17 protein-coding genes are annotated in these 16,051 nt (G+C 40.8%); 7 read left to right on the top strand and 10 right to left on the bottom strand.

Annotation, left to right across the window (positions count from 1 at the left end):
* Positions 1-16: 16 nt before the first annotated feature.
* The 10 genes from BKM63_RS17495 to mobA form a co-directional block, all read right to left on the bottom strand.
* Entirely contained in the window at positions 17-1,018 is a 1,002-nt protein-coding gene (locus BKM63_RS17495; protein WP_071637853.1) for a saccharopine dehydrogenase family protein, read from the bottom strand.
* Between the two features lie 27 nt (positions 1,019-1,045).
* On the bottom strand, positions 1,046-1,822 hold the full coding sequence (locus BKM63_RS17490; RefSeq protein ID WP_071637852.1) for an SDR family oxidoreductase: 777 nt from the start codon (positions 1,820-1,822) through the stop codon (positions 1,046-1,048).
* 87 nt (positions 1,823-1,909) lie between these two features.
* The gene (locus tag BKM63_RS17485) at positions 1,910-2,692 is read right to left on the bottom strand and encodes an SDR family oxidoreductase (RefSeq protein ID WP_071637851.1); all 783 of its coding nucleotides are present in this window, start codon (positions 2,690-2,692) and stop codon (positions 1,910-1,912) included.
* A gap of 54 nt (positions 2,693-2,746) precedes the next feature.
* Positions 2,747-3,361, bottom strand: coding sequence for a hypothetical protein (locus tag BKM63_RS17480; protein WP_071637850.1), 615 nt, complete (start codon positions 3,359-3,361; stop codon positions 2,747-2,749).
* Positions 3,362-3,398: 37 nt separating this feature from the next.
* Positions 3,399-3,929, bottom strand: a complete 531-nt coding sequence (locus tag BKM63_RS17475) for a TetR/AcrR family transcriptional regulator (protein ID WP_278248030.1) — start codon at positions 3,927-3,929, stop codon at positions 3,399-3,401.
* A gap of 117 nt (positions 3,930-4,046) precedes the next feature.
* Positions 4,047-4,958 carry a helix-turn-helix domain-containing protein gene (locus tag BKM63_RS17470; RefSeq protein WP_071637848.1) on the bottom strand — a complete coding sequence of 304 codons (912 nt, stop codon included), beginning with the start codon at positions 4,956-4,958 and terminating at the stop codon, positions 4,047-4,049.
* A 73-nt stretch (positions 4,959-5,031) separates the two neighbouring features.
* On the bottom strand, positions 5,032-5,838 hold the full coding sequence (locus tag BKM63_RS17465; RefSeq protein ID WP_071637847.1) for an SDR family oxidoreductase: 807 nt from the start codon (positions 5,836-5,838) through the stop codon (positions 5,032-5,034).
* Positions 5,839-5,978: 140 nt separating this feature from the next.
* Positions 5,979-7,976 carry a conjugal transfer protein MobC gene (gene mobC, locus BKM63_RS17460; protein ID WP_071637846.1) on the bottom strand — a complete coding sequence of 666 codons (1,998 nt, stop codon included), beginning with the start codon at positions 7,974-7,976 and terminating at the stop codon, positions 5,979-5,981.
* Positions 7,977-8,078: 102 nt separating this feature from the next.
* The gene (gene mobB / locus BKM63_RS17455) at positions 8,079-9,368 is read right to left on the bottom strand and encodes a conjugal transfer protein MobB (protein WP_071637845.1); all 1,290 of its coding nucleotides are present in this window, start codon (positions 9,366-9,368) and stop codon (positions 8,079-8,081) included.
* Between the two features lie 2 nt (positions 9,369-9,370).
* Positions 9,371-9,808 carry a conjugal transfer protein MobA gene (mobA, locus tag BKM63_RS17450; RefSeq protein ID WP_071637844.1) on the bottom strand — a complete coding sequence of 146 codons (438 nt, stop codon included), beginning with the start codon at positions 9,806-9,808 and terminating at the stop codon, positions 9,371-9,373.
* 743 nt (positions 9,809-10,551) lie between these two features.
* Between mobA and BKM63_RS17445 the strand changes: the two genes are divergently transcribed.
* The 7 genes from BKM63_RS17445 (at position 10,552) to BKM63_RS17415 (ending at position 16,044) form a co-directional block, all read left to right on the top strand.
* The gene (locus tag BKM63_RS17445) at positions 10,552-11,319 is read left to right on the top strand and encodes a ParA family protein (RefSeq protein ID WP_071637843.1); all 768 of its coding nucleotides are present in this window, start codon (positions 10,552-10,554) and stop codon (positions 11,317-11,319) included.
* 4 nt (positions 11,320-11,323) lie between these two features.
* Positions 11,324-11,761: a DUF3408 domain-containing protein gene (locus BKM63_RS17440; RefSeq protein WP_071637842.1), complete on the top strand. Its 438-nt coding sequence runs from the start codon at positions 11,324-11,326 to the stop codon at positions 11,759-11,761.
* Between the two features lie 12 nt (positions 11,762-11,773).
* Positions 11,774-12,046 carry a DUF3408 domain-containing protein gene (locus BKM63_RS17435; RefSeq protein ID WP_071638159.1) on the top strand — a complete coding sequence of 91 codons (273 nt, stop codon included), beginning with the start codon at positions 11,774-11,776 and terminating at the stop codon, positions 12,044-12,046.
* A gap of 2 nt (positions 12,047-12,048) precedes the next feature.
* Positions 12,049-12,687 (top strand): conjugal transfer protein TraD, encoded by a 639-nt coding sequence (locus BKM63_RS17430; RefSeq protein WP_071637841.1) that lies wholly within the window; start codon positions 12,049-12,051, stop codon positions 12,685-12,687.
* 209 nt (positions 12,688-12,896) lie between these two features.
* Positions 12,897-13,202 (top strand): DUF4134 domain-containing protein, encoded by a 306-nt coding sequence (locus tag BKM63_RS17425; protein WP_071637840.1) that lies wholly within the window; start codon positions 12,897-12,899, stop codon positions 13,200-13,202.
* Positions 13,203-13,210: 8 nt separating this feature from the next.
* Positions 13,211-13,543 carry a DUF4133 domain-containing protein gene (locus BKM63_RS17420; protein ID WP_071637839.1) on the top strand — a complete coding sequence of 111 codons (333 nt, stop codon included), beginning with the start codon at positions 13,211-13,213 and terminating at the stop codon, positions 13,541-13,543.
* Complete coding sequence (locus tag BKM63_RS17415) at positions 13,540-16,044, top strand: TraG family conjugative transposon ATPase (protein ID WP_071637838.1); 2,505 nt, start codon at positions 13,540-13,542, stop codon at positions 16,042-16,044. Before BKM63_RS17420 ends, BKM63_RS17415 begins: the two co-directional genes overlap by 4 nt.
* Positions 16,045-16,051 lie beyond the last annotated feature (7 nt).

Raw genomic sequence — 16,051 nt, 5'->3', positions numbered from 1 at the left:
GATTTTATCCTTTTTGTTATTTAGTGTCGACCAAATAGGTATCAGGGATATCCTTCAAGATATCCTCACCATACGCTGAACCCGGTGATTGATATCCCACTTTAAAGTCATTATTTAAGATGCGACTTGCTACTGCTAATACCGAAAGCGGTGTAAGGTCATATCCCGAAGGAGCATCTACATAAGCTTTTACTACTTTTCCGTCTTTGCCAGTAAGCTCAGCTGAAATTCCATTTCGCCCCGCTGCCCTTTCTTCTGATGTTGGTCCATCAGGCAGATTTTTGGAAGTTAAATCCGGAAGTTCAGTTGCAGGCAGTTTTAAGGAAAAAAATTCTTCGATATTTGGAATTCCCGTGGATTTATAGCTCAGGATAATTCCCCCAAGAGGCGTTGGCATACATTCCACTTCTTCTTTACCAAACGAAAATATTTTCGATTTTGGCTCAGGGTTGTTAACAATAGCTCCATTTTTACGTACTAATATGCCTAAGTCAGCGATGTTCTTGCTGCTCAATACAGATCCTTTGGAGAAACCTCCATAATGACGGAACCCTACTTTCAGATATTCAGGTTCTGACACCAATTTTGAAAGGTGTATCACCAGTGCATCATAGCTTACGAAAAGTCCCGCACCGGATATCAACTGTATCCCAGCTTTCCGAGCTTCGCTGTCCAACGATTGCGCCATTCGGTAGGTATCCAATTCTGCACTGATATCCAGATAGTGAACGCCAGCCTTCAGGCAAGCTTTCATAGCCTGTGAGGCAGTGAACTGAAAGGGCCCCGCCGCGTTAATTAAAACAGTTTTATCCTGTAATGTTTTTTTCCAGGCGTCCTCGGTATCGACTTCAAAAATGTGATAACCAACCGCTAATTCTTCTGCCAATTTCCGAGTTTTATTGGTTTCCCGTCCTGCAATTTCAAAATTAATATTTAACTCCTTTGCCCTGGCTGCAATGATTTTTCCAGTGTATCCCGTTGCCCCATAAATCAAGAGCTTATTTTTCTTGTTGTTCATATTCTTATCTTATTTAGGGTTTGAACACTATAAAGATGGATTTGACCCTCCGTCAATAATGTAATTTACCCCGGTGATATAGGATGCTTTTGGAGATACCAAAAAACCAACCAGTTCTGCTATTTCCTCTGGCACAGCCATCCTGCCCATAGGTATTCCCCCGAGACTATCCATCAAATTTTGTGTTACTTGTTCGACGCTCGAACCTGATGTTTCAGCCAGTGATTGCAAATAGGCATCCATGGTATCTGTCTTTACCATACCTGGAGAGACTGTCGCAACCCTTATCCCTTGAGGGCTAAATTCCTTCGACAAACTTTTGCTGTAATTATTTAGGGCTGCCTTAGCTACGGCATAGCCGCCCAATGATTGATATACCGGAAGCGTGCCTGTGACTGAAGAGATATGGATGATGACCCCGCTTTTCTTTTCTGCCATCTGCGGTAATATCGACCTGTCTATGCGTACAGCAGCTTGAAGGTTTAATTGCAGGTCATTTTCCCAATGTTCATCTGTAAGGGCAGCAAACCCTCCTGATGGACTGGTAGAACCACCCATGTTATTGACCAGAATATCTATTGTACCGAATTTTTCATTGACCTCTCTCACTACTGTATCGGTATCATTGGCAATAGTCAGATCCGCGGCAATAAAATGATGTTTTGTTTGCTCTTTTGCAGGGCGACTTCTCGCCGTTACGACAACGATAGCCCCAGCTTCCGATAATCTGTTAGCGATTGCCTTACCGATGCCTTTTGTACCTCCAGTTACCAAAGCTACTTTCCCTATGAGTTCTTTTTCCACTTTTTATGTATTTTAAATTGAATGATCTGCCGAAACCAACGTTTCCGATGTTATTATTTTTTTGACTATTCTTAAACTAAATGGCAATTAAACAGCTGGAAAGGTACCGCCGTCAACAAGCATATTGGCTCCAGTTATGTAACTAGAACCATCAGATACTAAAAAGGCCACCATGTTGGCAATTTCTTCAGGTTCGGCCAAACGGTTCATCGGCACGCCACCCATGCTATCCATAAGCTGTTGTGAAGTTTCTGTTACGGTTTTACCAATGGTTTGTGCATAGCTTTCCAGAAAAGTTTCCATAGCTGTTGTTTTGACCATACCCGGGGATACTGTATTTACCCGAATACCGTTTTTGGCAACTTCATTGGCCAGTGTCTTACTGTAGGCATTTAAAGCTGATTTCATTACCCCGTAAGAGAAATTGGACTGGTACAAGGGTATCTTACCGTTCAGCGAGGAAATATGAATCACAACTCCCGATTTCTTTTCAATCATCTTTGGAACCATAGCCTTATCCAGTCTGATAGATGCCAAAAGATTGAGTTCAATATCCCTGTTCCAGTCGCCGTCGCTGAGCATCTGAAAACCTCCTGCCGGAGAGGAAGTGCCGCCTACATTATTGATAAGGATATCTGGCGTTCCGTATTTTTCGATCAGTTTTTCTGTTAGTTCAGCTATAGCGGTACTGTCGGTTAGATCTGCCGCTATAAAATGATGCTCGTTTTTTTCTTCTGATGGCTTTCGTGCAGTTACCACAACTGTTGCTCCATTGGACGCCAACTTATCTGCTATGGCTTTTCCGATACCTTTTGTCCCACCGGTAACCAAGGCTATTTTACCCGATAATTCTTTAATTGAGTTTTCCATTATTTATTATTATTATTATTATTGAAACGCTTGTTTCAGATTTGATTAAAAAAATTAGTATTCTTTAGCTACGGGATCTCGCAAGATGGTCTTCAGATGCTCCTGACTTTGTCCCAATTCAAAAGGGGTTAAGTGAATTTCGTGGTGCATTCCAGATTTCTTAAATCCATTCTCGGAAGCAAATTTTTGGAGCACAGGCAGTGTTTGCAATTCTCCTGCAAAAGGTCCTTTATGCAAAAGCTGCACACAAGTTCCTGCCGAATAAGTAAAATATTCAAAGTCGTTTGCGAAAGGGAGATCGCTTTTTTGCCCCACTTCTTGAATGGTTTCAGCTTTTATAAACTCTGGAATGCGGATCGCAATTCTGTAGTGTAGCAGATCCAGGTCAACTGTCGTATAGAAATTTCCGATATCTACATACCCCACTTTTTCCTCATCAAACCAGTAGAATATTTCTACCACGTTGCTTGAAAATGCCAAATCTGTCGCATCACAATGATACGCCAATAAAGCAACAAATTCTTTAATAGCAGCTTTCTTTTCATAGAAAACAGCAGTTCCGGGACTTCCTTCCCCGATAATAGATATGTAGCTTGCTTCGCCTATTTCCAATACTTCAGGCTTTTCATTTGCCGTGTAATAGTCGTTGTATTCTTTCAGTATGTTCATAATTTTAAAACGTTTGTTTCAGATTTATATAAAAAAATTATTGGTTAATTTGCTTGATCAGGAATGTTGCCATATTCTTGATACGATTTTTGTTTTTATGGATGATAAAAAATTCGTGCCAGCCACTGAAATGATTGATGATATAGTCCGTTAGCATAGCTGCATCCTGGCTTATCGTTATTTCTCCATTCTGAATTGCTTTTTCCACCAAACCGTTCAATAGATTATAGGTAAATTCATTGTCAGCCTTAATGATTTTTTGTACCTGTTCATCGGTACTTGCCACTTCGAAAGTGGTTTTAATAGCCATACAGCTATTAGGTTCATTAGTTATGACATAAACTGAAGATTGTATAAATTTTTCGATCGCCTTTATAGGAGATTTGATGGGCTCTAACTGTTTTACGGCTTCCTTCATTCTGGTCTCGGTATAATGCTTTATACTACGGATAAAAAGCTCGTGCTTGTCTCCAATGGTATTATAAAGACTGCTGCTGTTGATGCCCATAGCTTCGGTCAGATCCCGCATTGTGGTGCCATTATAGCCTTTCCTCCAAAAGACATCCATTGCCTTGGAAACTGCTAATTGTTCGTCAAATTCAACATTTCTTGCCATAATTCATTTGCAAAGATATAAAAATATCTGAAACAATCATTTCAGAATTCAATATTTTGTCGCCCTAATTTAATTCAATAAACTTTTTTTATAGTCTGAAGGGGAGAACGAAGTTTTACTTTTAAAGAGTTTATTTAATGATTGTGGATGTTCAAATCCTAAATGATACGCAATTTCAGCGATAGTCAGTTCATCCTTTGCCAGATATTCTTTAGCCTTTGCTATCACTTTTTCGTGAATGTATTGCTGTGTATTCAATCCGACAAGGTTCCGCAGCAGATCGCTCAGGTAACGAGGTGTAACATTAATATTTTCTGCAACAGAATTAACAGTCGGCAGTCCCTTGATAAGTAATTTATCGTCCCTAAAATAGTTTTCCAACGTCTCCTCCAATTTGGAAAGAATATCATTATTTATATTCTTTCGTGTCAGGAACTGTCGGTCATAAAAACGGTTGGCATAATTGAGTAAAAGCTCAATTTGTGAAATGATTACATCCTGACTGAATTTATCAATACGTTCTCCCAGTTCATCCTCAATAAATCTGTAAATACTCAGAATTGTTTCTTTTTCCTTTTCAGAAAGATAAAGGGCCTCGGCGGCCGAGTAGCCAAAAAAACCATAATGTTTGATCTGTGTATTTAACGAATAGTGTCGAATGAAATCGGGATGGATGTGAAGTGTCATTCCGCTGTAATCGGCTTCTTCGTCTTGCATTTTCAATAACTGTCCTGGTGCTATGAATGACATTCCGCCCGCTTCAAAATCGTAATATCCCTGGCCATATCTCAGTTTTCCGGAAAAGCTTGTCTTGAAAGATATCTTGTAAAAGTCTAGTATAATACCTTGTTCAAATTCCTTTGGATCAAACTTAGCATCTCCATAATTTAATATACTGATCAGCGGATGTAATGGTGCCGCTTGCCCCATAGCCCGATGTAATTGGGATAGCGAACTGAATATGACAGGCTGTTTTTTCATAATACAAATTTAAGTAATTCTTAAAGAAGTTGTTTCTGCCAAATTGATATAAAATCCGACAGAAACAATGAATCTAAAATATAAATTGCGAACGTATTTTTTCGAATTGTCCTTCGGGCGTCAATTCCAGGCGTTCCTTGTATAAACCAATAGCATCATTACCTGCAATATACCTGAGCTGTTCTTTGTTGTCAGTGGCTGCATCATAAATAATCTGGGCCACGTCTTCTGCTTTTGCATAATTTGCAAGCTGATCCTCGCTATAGCCCTCGCTAACTTTTGCCACCAGTTTAGTGTACGCTTGATGCATTCCACCCTGTAAAGACCTTCCCGCAAAGTCAGTCTGCATTCCGCCCGGTGCAACCACTTTAACTTTTACCCCAAATTGTGCTAATTCGTATGCCAGGCTCTCTGAAAAACCATCCACAGCAAATTTGGTAGCATTATAGATAGAACAGGTGGGATAACCTACTAGTCCAAATGTACTGGTAATATTGATGAAGCTTCCACTTTTCCTTTCCCTAAAATATGGAACAAAAGCTCTGGTTACGTTAACTACACCCATGAGATTGGTATGCAGCTGAGATAGAATTTGCTCGTCTCTCAAAGCTTCCAGCGGACCTATCAGACCGTAACCAGCATTGTTTAACACGACATCTACTGGATGGGATTGTAAAATAGCCTCAATTGTTTTTTGAATAGATAAACTATCAGTAACATCCAATTGAACCATGGTTACATTTACAAGTTCCTTTAGTTCCTCTTCCTTTTCAGGGTTTCGCATCGTTGCAATAATGTTCCAACCCTTTGAATGAAATAATTTAGCTGTTGCTTTACCAAGTCCAGATGAAGCTCCGGTAATAAAAATTGTCTTTTGCATATTTCTTTATTTAGATTAACTATGCAAAAGTGCACATTCCTTAAAACCTGAAATTAATCAAAAACGCAATATTATTAGCCGAAATGACAATGTAACATTAAAGAAGAATAGCTGTTAAATTAGTTCTTGAAATAACTTAACTATTTCTGCACAAGGTGCTGCAATGCAGGGTCATTCTTGATGCGCTCCATTTCACTAACAACAATATTCAGTATGTCAGATTTTATACGTTTGTAATTGCTTTCAATTTCATCCTTCATCTTATCTTCTCCCTGCTCGGTTACAAAAGATAAAATTTCCGGTATCTTCTGGTAACTTTTAGTTTCTGAAGCAACTTTTACATTATCCACGACAATTTCAGCATGAAAGATTTTCTGCTCGATGCGTTCATCAAAATTGTCCGACACAGAACCAACAAAAAAACCTTGTGTCAGGGTGGATATTTTGGAAGCCGGTATAAGACTGTCCAATTGAGTTGATATTGAAGTTGATGTATCATTGCGGTTGATGCTCATGCTCTGCCTTTTCTGCAATACTTTCCCGAATCTTTCCGAAAGGCTTTTTGCAGTTTCTCCAACCACTTGGCCGCTAAAAACATTACCTACGGTGTTCTGAATTACCTTGCTCTCTTTGTCGCCATAATCCCTTGTCAGCTGGGAATAATCCTGAAAGCCCAAACAAACAGCCACCTTATTACTTCTGGCGGTTGCAATAAGGTTATCCAATCCTCTAAAATAGATCGTCGGCAGCTCGTCTATGATAACCGAACTTTTCAACTGACCCTTTTTGTTAATAAGTTTAACGATACGCGAATTGTACAATCCCAATGCAGCAGAGTAGATATTTTGTCGGTCAGGATTATTGCCTACGCATAATATCTTAGGCTCTTTGGGATTGTTGATGTCCAATGAAAAATCATCGCCTGTCATAACCCAATAAAGTTGTGGCGAAATCATTCTTGACAAAGGGATTTTTGCAGAGGCTATCTGTCCCTGTAATTGGTCTTGTGCGCCTCCCTGCCAGGCATCCATAAAAGGCGATAAATAGTTTTCCAAGTCGGAATATGAGGTTAAAATCGTAAATACGTCTGAGTATTTTTTATTCAAGAGTTCAATAGCGTGTGGAAACGTACAATACTTACCGTCGTCATAAATTTTCAGGTACCATATGATTGCAGCCAAAAGGATAATCGGGCTTTCGACGAAAAAATCACCCTGCTTCTGTATCCAGCTACGATTGAGGTTCAGCATTATCGTGTATGCTGCTTCATAAGCATCCGAGATATCCGTCATGAAATCAGGATTAAGCGGATTGCAACGATGGCTCTTTCGGGGGTTATCAAAGTTGATGACATAGAATTTTGGTTGTACTTTGTATTTATCGCTGTGCTTTAATAAATGATTATATGCAATGGTAGAAAGGTCATCAAATTTGAAATCGTAGATGTACATTGAGAAACCTTTCTCAATCTGCTGTTTGATATAATTGTTTACGATTGCATATGATTTTCCTGAGCCCGGTGTACCTAAAACGATCGTTGCCCGAAAAGGATTGACTATGTTAATCCACCCATTGTTCCATTTTTCTTTGTAGTAAAACTTCGTGGGAAGATTGACAGAATATTCGTTTTCCATCAATTTAGTTTCCTGCATAAAACTTTCGTTCTCGTTATTGAAAACATCGTCCATCAGATTATTACGAAGCAATCGGCTCATCCAGACTCCGGCAACCATTAAAGCGATATAACCTAAACCAGTTGTAACGATATAAGAAATTGTAGCGGTATTGACTGATAGCTTTAATAAAGCTGTGTTCAGAAAAAACAGAACAAATCCAATTGCCAAAGCAATATAAATTTTAGTCCAGGTTATATTTTGGTTCTTAACTCCCTTTGATCCAAGGCAGCTTAAAGCTAATAACACCAAGGCAAATACTTTGGTATAAAGAGTATGCGAGAACAATCCTGCGGTAAGCTGAAAATTGCCTAATATTTTGTTGATTACCTCTAGTGTCCAGCCCCGATCTATAAAGTAACCGTAGCAAAACCAATAAATGTGCATCAGTATCAATAGGATACTTACTGCCCGCATAAAAGCCATAATTTTGGCTAATCCTCTTAAATCATCTTCTCCCTGCATTATTTTAATTTTTAATGTTCGGGCATGAATTTAAAAGCTATGCAGCTAGGCTATTTCAATGTAGAAGTCATAGGCGGTCTGTGGCAGTGTTTGGCTGAATTCTTATTTCTGTCCTCTTATGCGGTTTCTCTTTTTCTTCAATCTATTGGCAAAATCCTGCTCCTGGTAATCTTCTCCTTGAGCTTCTGGAAATAAGCCACCAAATGCATCAAGCAAATTCTCGTCATGTTTTTCGGCAGTATTAAGGAAGTCGAACAAACGATGAGGTTCATTTGCAGGAAGATCTGTACTATTTGATGTCGATATTTTCGATTGTAGTTTAACCTGTCCTTTTATTTCAGGTTCGATATTGTTGTTCCAATAATCATTAAAAGTATTGGACGAAAACTCTTTGCCCAATCTTGAACCGTTCCACACTGTCTTAGAATTATGGTCTATAAAGGTAATTCCGTAAATTCGTCCTGTATCATTTCTCCGTGCTACCACGTTAATTCCTTGCTCCCTTAACTGTTTTTTAAAAGCCTCTTCGTCACTTGTTGATTGCACGGCAATGGTAACGACAGCTTTAATGGTCGGCTTTGCCACGTGGTCTTTTAATGTTTCTTTACATTTTGCATAATGCAATTCCAGAGCCGGCAGTCCGGCATTCTTTCCAAATAAAGAAGCCTTGAAAGGATGTCCGGCTCTTTCGCCTTTTTCATTCAAAGGGATATATAACAAACCCTGCTGCATTTTTCCTTTCAACTCGCCCTGCACTTTTTCGGTGGTAATATTAAAAAGAGAAAGCAAGGCATTAAATTCTCCTAAAGTTTGGAATCGATAGTAGTTAGGCAGGTGACGAACTACTGAAGCTATCCGACTTTTAACATCACCTGCCTTATAATCTACAGGACGGAAAACCTTGTCTATCTGTTTATGCTCTTTATCTGTTGCGGGTATCAAACCGTATTTCCTTTCCAGTTCACGGCAGACGTTCATAGAGCGCATTTTCTCAAAACTGTCCGCAATCTTTTTGCCCTCTTCATCCACACAGACCGATACAATATGAATATGGCTGCGGTCAATATCAGTATGTTTGAAAACCACATAAGGCTGCTGGCCGTAACCCATCTCCTGCATATATGCTTCTGCCATTTCCCTGTACCTGTCGTCACTTATCTCATCTTTCGGATCAGGATTGAGCGAGATATGCAGCGTATGTTTCTCGGTATTGCGATTGGCTATCAGGTAAGGGGCAAAAGATTGGACTAATTGCGCAACCGAATAAAGACCGCTAGCGGTTTCAATTATCTTATTGCCAAACAATATTTCCCCTTTTTCATTCTCAACTTTGAGCTGGTTGTAGGCTAAAGCTCCGTATAAATTTGCGCTTCTTCCGATTTTTGCTATCATTTCTAAGGCTGTTTTTTCAGATATTTTGCGTCAAATTCTTCAGTTATTTGGATGATTTTTTGGCATAGTGCCGCCATTTCAGCAGTTTGTTTTTCCAATTTGTAGAGAAAAGCCGCCGCCTTTTTCTCGGAAAAATGACGGTACAATAGCTTGACAATCTGATTATAATTCACCCCTACGGAGCGGAACTGACTATGAAACGAAGTCAACCGCATATAAAAATCAACTGTTCCTTTGTCAATTTTAATCGATTTCATCTCCTTGCTGAACAGCAGCGAGGTGATAAATTTTGCTTTGTTGGGAATACTCGATGTTTCAAAAAGCGATAAAAGTTTGGCATTTTCCGTATCTGTCAGACGAAATACATGGCGATGGATGCTTGGATCGCTTTTGCGCTTGCGTCCACCCTTGTGTTTTTTGTTGTTATTGTTCTCCTTCATTATTTATCCATTATTAAATTTTATAAAAACCTGACTTCGGAAGGTTTTTTCAGCCCCCGGCCAGGCAAGTTGTTTTGAGGCACTAACTCGTTTAAGAGTGCCTCAAAACACAACTTGCCGTGTTCTGGTGAACACAAAAATCCGCCCTTCGGGACGGATTAAATGTAACAGGGAAAACGGCTCGAAGCCGTTCCGTTATTCTCCGTTTATTCATAAGTCGTTGCATAAATCTTTTAATAAAAATTTATTTCACAAAGTAAATCCCTGTTTATAAAAGGATTGTAATATGAATAGTTACCAAACACTTCCTTTGAGCGACAAGCAATGCCACACCCATAGAGTGCAACAAAAATGATTCGTCCTTTGTGTTTGAATGTTGGCAGGACGACAATCAGCCTGTACTTCACGACAAGTGTATTGGGCACATTCCAGATTGCATATCATCTGGCTTTCATGATTGCAAGAATGCAAGATCGTAACAATGCGGAAATGTTGGAAAGCGTGACGGCTGGCCGTGAGACTATCCTGAATGAAGGGATGAAGGGATGAAAGAACATAAGTAAGATGGAATTCCCGCCTGACTAGATACAGAGGTGAATGCAGTGATGCTGTACTTAAAAAAAGCAGGCAATCAGAAATGTCGGCCGGCAGCCCTGACAGCTACCCTGCTAAATAGTAAGAATGAAATCAGTGTAGCCTCCAAAACTGTATTGCTAGAATATATAAACTTTAAATTATAAAATATGAACACAAAAAAGAAACCTTTGTTTATCGCCTTTTCTTCTCAAAAAGGCGGTGTTGGTAAAAGTACATTTACAACCCTTCTAGCAAGTGTGCTGCACTATCGTTTGGGCTACAACGTAGCCGTATTTGATGCAGATTTTCCACAGCATAGTCTTGTGAAAATGAAGACAAGGGATTTGGCAATGGTAATGGAAAACGAAGCTTTGAAAAAGCTGGCGTATAGACAGTTTACTACCATCAACAAAAAAGCCTATCCCATTATGCCATACAAAGCGGACAGCGTATTGGAAGCAGCTCAAGAGTTTGTGAATGATTCTCCCACGCCGGTTGATGTTGTATTCTTTGACCTGCCCGGAACAGTTAACACGCCCGGGATCCTGAAAGCATTGGCGGGAATGCACCACATTTTTAGCCCGATCACGGCTGACCGTGTAGTAATGGAAAGTACACTAATCTTCACACAGCTTTTGCAGGATGTGATTATGAAAAAAGGGGAAACCTCCATAGAAACTATTAACCTGTTCTGGAACCAGGTTGACGGCAGGGAAAGCACGCCTTTGTATGAAGTTTATAACCAACTTATTGAACAATTAGGTTTAAGCCTTATGCAAAGCCAAATCAAGAACAGCACACGTTTTCGCAAAGAAAGTGAAGTGGACAGCAAAACCGTTTTCCGTTCCACCATATTGCCTCCAGATGAACGCTTGATGAAAGTGTGTCAATTAGACCTGTTCATACACGAATTTTTAAAAATTACACAATTGTAGATTTATGGAAAAGGAAAATAAGAGAAAAACCCCGCCGGACATTAATGAAGAACTGATGATGGACCTGATGGTTGACGGCGTTAAAAAAGAAGGGATACAGTTTCCGCCTGAACCAATCAAAGAGACGCAAAAGATAGATGTAAAACAGGAAGAGTTACTGCCGATTAAACCTGTACAAAGGGAAAAGAACCGAACAAAGAAAGGTTTTGACGGAAGTTATGGCGGCCACTTTTTGAAAACCCACTCAATGACTAAGCGTGGAGATAAGAGTATTTACATCCGTCAGGAATATCACGAGCGTTTGTCCCGCATTGTACAGGTAATAGGGAAAAATCAGATACCGCTGTATGCCTATCTCGACAATATTCTTGAACATCATTTTGAAATATTTGAGAAAGCAATTACTGAAGATTTTAATGAGAAGTTTAAACCCATTTTTTAAAATATTATGATTATGAAAAATTTATTTAAGAAAACCAAGCTGCCTGCACAAATTGGGCAATACAAAGACAATTTTTTACAACCGGCAGAATTTATAGCTAGAAACGGCAAGTCGGTGTATATCAGTGAGGATTTTCACAGGATGATATCACGTATTGTTTTTATCCTCGGCGATGGAAAAATCACAATCTCAGATTACATGTACAACGTGCTAAAGCAGCATTTTCACGATTTTGGAGAGGATATAAAGACGCTGCATATTGAAAAACAAAAACCAATTCTTTGATTATGGAAATAGTTATTGTGATATGCCTGCTAATAGTCATAGTCCTGCTTCTGCAGGACAAGATTGTCATTAAGAAAAGCTTAAAGCAACAGCAGACTAAACAGGAAAAAATTAATCCAAACCTGCCCGATATTATGGGTCAGCCCAAGCCTGTAAGAAGCCTTTCAGTCCCAAACAATGCCACTAAAAGCCAAATTGAGGAAACAGCGGTGAATCCCGATAATTTTGACATTGAATACGACGAAAATGAAAACGTAGGTGTTCAAATTCCGCAGGAAGAGCTGGACGAAGTTTTCAGTAATATGCCTGATTTTGAACAGGAAGAAGAAGAATGGAACAGGTACGGAATATCCAGCGCAGATGACGGTTTTGCCCAAGGGGTTACCTTCGAGGAACTAAGCTCCGTGGGGATGCTGCTTCAAAAAGATAAATTGGAGCCCTCTCAACAGGAAACAGCGATAGCTTTAGTTCAGAAAATACAGGGAACCGAATTATTCAGCCTGCTGGAAAATTCCATAGAAAGTGCCTCCCGAAAAATAGCCGAGCTGTTGGACGGGAGCCTTTCCTCTGAAAAGAATTCCAGTTCTTCCTATCTGCGGAAAATTGATTTGAATGAATTTGATATTGGGGAGTATGTTTGAAAGGGTAATACTCCCCTTTCTCATTTAACAAAAAACGTCAAACTTAAATGTTTGACGTTTTTTTATGCTAAAACATTAAGAATAACGCCACAGATAGTCAACTGATTCCACAGACAGCCACTTTACGGCAGGCACTTGATTTTCATCACACTTTTGTTGCCAGAGCCCGCATAATGCGGAAATACAGTAACAATTTAAAGTGTTTCATTATGAAAAAACAAAGAAAAAAATTCCTGCCGGCAGTAATCATAATGCTGTCATCCTTAAAGTTATCGGCGCAGGGAAACGGAACAGCAGGTATCACGGAAGCCACCCAAATGGTTACCTCCTATTTTGATCCCGCCACACAACTTATCTACGCCATTGGAGCTGTGGTCGGCCTGATCGGAGGGGTTAAGGTGTACAATAAATTCAGCAGCGGAGATCCCGACACCTCAAAAACCGCGGCGAGCTGGTTCGGCGCCTGTATCTTCCTTATTGTCGCGGCTACCATCCTTCGCTCCTTCTTTCTTTAACCTTGCCTATGAATACTTACAACATCAACAAAGGCATAGGAAGAACAGTCGAGTTCAGGGGACTCAAGGCACAGTACCTATTCATCTTCGCAGGAGGGCTGCTTGGAATACTTATCCTGGTCATGATTTTATACATGGCCGGGACCAGTTCCTATATCTGTCTTTTTCTCGGCACAGGCGGCGCCTCGCTCATTGTCTGGCAGACCTTCTCGCTGAACAGGAAGTACGGGGAACACGGACTGATGAAAATTGGGGCAAAAAAAAGGCATCCCCGTTACATCATATGCCGCAAGCCAATACGACGTTATTTAAGGTCAACCGCTAAATCCAGCATCGTATGAGAAACGCAGCCAAGACTACAACACTGGAAAGCAGATTTCCGCTGCTAGCAGTAGAGAACAACTGCATCCTTTCAAAGGATGCGGATATTACCGCCTGCTTTGAAGTCCGTCTACCCGAACTCTTTACGGTCGCTTCTGCCGAATATGACGCTATTCATTCTGCCTGGCATAAGGCCATTAAGACACTTCCCGATTTTACAGTCGTCCATAAACAGGACTGGTACATCAAGGAGAACTATGATCCTGAAATGGACAAAGAAGTGCAGAGTTTTCTGGCCAGGTCTTATCAGCGGCACTTTAATGAGCGCCCGTTCCTGAACCATTACTGTTATCTGTTTCTTACCAAGACGACCAAAGAGCGCATGCGGATGCAGAGCAATTTCTCCTCATTGTGCAAAGGTGTACTGATACCAAAAGAAATCAGGGATAAAGAAACAGTTCACCGTTTTATGGAAGCCGTTGCCCAGTTTGAGCGCATTATAAACGACTGCGGATTTGTCAAAATCAGCCGTATGAGCGAAGAAGACATTTTAGGTGAGCAAGGCAGGCCGGGGCTGTTGGAACAGTACCTGACCCTTTCAAGGAAATCAGGTACCTCGATGCAGGATATTGTGCTGGGCAGCGAAGAGGTACGCGTAGGAAATAATAGGCTGTGCCTTCATACGCTTTCCGACACAGAGGACCTACCCTCATCGGTATCAGCTGATAAGCGATATGAAAAACTCTCCACAGACCGCAGCGACTGTCGTTTATCTTTTGCATCTCCTGTGGGGTTAATGCTTAACTGCAATCACATTTACAACCAGTACCTGTTTTTGGACAACAGTGAGGAGAACCTGCAGAAGTTTGAAAAGTCCGCCCGAAACATGCACTCGCTGGCACGCTACAGTCGGGCCAACCAGATCAACAAAGAGTGGATAGAACGCTATCTGAATGAGGCGCATTCCTTTGGACTGTCGTCAATCCGCGCACACTTCAATATCATGGCATGGTCTGACGACCCGTCTGAACTTAAACAGCTGAAAAACGACTGCGGGAGCGCACTGGCCCTTATGGAATGCAAGCCAAGGCACAATACTACTGATACGGCGGCGCTGTACTGGGCGGGTATGCCCGGCAATGCAGGAGATTTTCCAAGTGAGGAAAGCTTTTACACCTTCATTGAACCGGCATTGTGTTTCTTCACCCAAGAAACCAATTACCATGATTCCCCTTCGCCATTCGGCATCAAGATGGCAGACAGGCTGACGGGAAAACCTATCCATCTGGACATTTCAGACTTGCCGATGAAACGCGGTATCATTACCAACCGCAACAAGTTCATACTAGGTCCCTCGGGAAGTGGCAAGTCTTTTTTCACCAACCATATGGTGAGGCAGTATTATGAACAGGGCGCCCATGTCCTACTGGTAGATACCGGTAACTCCTATCAAGGATTGTGCGGACTGATTAATGGAAAAACCAAAGGCGAAGACGGCGTATATTTTACCTATACCGAGGATAATCCCATTGCCTTTAACCCTTTCTATACCGATGACGGGGTTTTCGATATTGAAAAAAGAGAAAGTATCAAGACGCTCATACTGACATTATGGAAACGTGATGACGAGCCTACCACCCGCTCCGAGGAAGTGGCACTGTCCAATGCCGTAAGCGGTTATATTGAAAAGATTAAACGCGATGACGCCTTTCCGTCTTTCAATGCCTTTTATGAGTTTGTTCAGGGAGATTACCGAAGCGTACTGACAGAAAAACAGGTAAGGGAAAAAGACTTTGACATTGCCAATTTTCTTAATGTACTGGAGCCTTATTACAAAGGCGGCGAGTATGATTACCTGCTGAATTCCGACAAGCAGCTGGATCTGCTTTCCAAGCGTTTTATAGTCTTTGAGATTGATGCGATCAAGGAGCATAAAATCCTCTTTCCAATTGTAACGATCATCATTATGGAAGTGTTCATCAACAAGATGCGAAGGCTTAAGGGCATCCGAAAACTGATCCTGATTGAAGAGGCTTGGAAAGCTATTGCAAAGGAAGGTATGGCAAATTATATAAAGTATTTATTTAAGACTGTCCGGAAGTTCTTTGGCGAGGCCATTGTGGTGACCCAAGAGGTAGATGACATTATCCAATCCCCTATTGTTAAGGAAAGCATCATCAATAATTCGGACTGCAAGATTCTTCTCGATCAGCGCAAATACATCAACAAGTTTGATGAAATACAGGCCATGCTCGGACTGACAGACAAAGAAAAAGCGCAGGTGTTATCCATTAATATGAACAACGATGCATCACGTCTTTACAAAGAAGTATGGATCGGGCTTGGAGGGACACACTCGGCTGTCTATGCCACAGAAGTGTCCGCTGAGGAATATCTCGCGTACACGACAGAAGAAACAGAAAAAATGGAAGTAATGCAGCTTGCCGCTGAACTTGGCGGCAATGTAGAACTCGCCATTAAGCAGATCGCCAGCAGGCGCCGCGAACAGGAAAATCAATAATCAATAA

This window comes from Flavobacterium johnsoniae, assembly GCF_001879205.1.
Classification (GTDB): Bacteria; Bacteroidota; Bacteroidia; order Flavobacteriales; family Flavobacteriaceae; genus Flavobacterium; species Flavobacterium johnsoniae_A.
This window is presented reverse-complemented; position numbering and strand designations above follow the sequence as displayed.

Bases quoted from the DNA above. Each gene is read 5' to 3' on its own strand.
- BKM63_RS17495 (WP_071637853.1), bottom strand. From the start codon at position 1,018: ATGAACAACAAGAAAAATAAGCTCTTGATTTATGGGGCAACGGGATAC.
- BKM63_RS17485 (WP_071637851.1), bottom strand. From the start codon at position 2,692: ATGGAAAACTCAATTAAAGAATTATCGGGTAAAATAGCCTTGGTTACC.
- BKM63_RS17480 (WP_071637850.1), bottom strand. From the start codon at position 3,361: ATGAACATACTGAAAGAATACAACGACTATTACACGGCAAATGAAAAG.
- BKM63_RS17475 (WP_278248030.1), bottom strand. From the start codon at position 3,929: ATGGATGTCTTTTGGAGGAAAGGCTATAATGGCACCACAATGCGGGAT.
- BKM63_RS17470 (WP_071637848.1), bottom strand. From the start codon at position 4,958: ATGAAAAAACAGCCTGTCATATTCAGTTCGCTATCCCAATTACATCGG.
- BKM63_RS17465 (WP_071637847.1), bottom strand. From the start codon at position 5,838: ATGCAAAAGACAATTTTTATTACCGGAGCTTCATCTGGACTTGGTAAA.
- mobC (WP_071637846.1), bottom strand. From the start codon at position 7,976: ATGCAGGGAGAAGATGATTTAAGAGGATTAGCCAAAATTATGGCTTTT.
- mobB (WP_071637845.1), bottom strand. From the start codon at position 9,368: ATGATAGCAAAAATCGGAAGAAGCGCAAATTTATACGGAGCTTTAGCC.
- mobA (WP_071637844.1), bottom strand. From the start codon at position 9,808: ATGAAGGAGAACAATAACAACAAAAAACACAAGGGTGGACGCAAGCGC.
- BKM63_RS17445 (WP_071637843.1), top strand. From the start codon at position 10,552: ATGAACACAAAAAAGAAACCTTTGTTTATCGCCTTTTCTTCTCAAAAA.
- BKM63_RS17440 (WP_071637842.1), top strand. From the start codon at position 11,324: ATGGAAAAGGAAAATAAGAGAAAAACCCCGCCGGACATTAATGAAGAA.
- BKM63_RS17435 (WP_071638159.1), top strand. From the start codon at position 11,774: ATGAAAAATTTATTTAAGAAAACCAAGCTGCCTGCACAAATTGGGCAA.
- BKM63_RS17430 (WP_071637841.1), top strand. From the start codon at position 12,049: ATGGAAATAGTTATTGTGATATGCCTGCTAATAGTCATAGTCCTGCTT.
- BKM63_RS17425 (WP_071637840.1), top strand. From the start codon at position 12,897: ATGAAAAAACAAAGAAAAAAATTCCTGCCGGCAGTAATCATAATGCTG.
- BKM63_RS17420 (WP_071637839.1), top strand. From the start codon at position 13,211: ATGAATACTTACAACATCAACAAAGGCATAGGAAGAACAGTCGAGTTC.
- BKM63_RS17415 (WP_071637838.1), top strand. From the start codon at position 13,540: ATGAGAAACGCAGCCAAGACTACAACACTGGAAAGCAGATTTCCGCTG.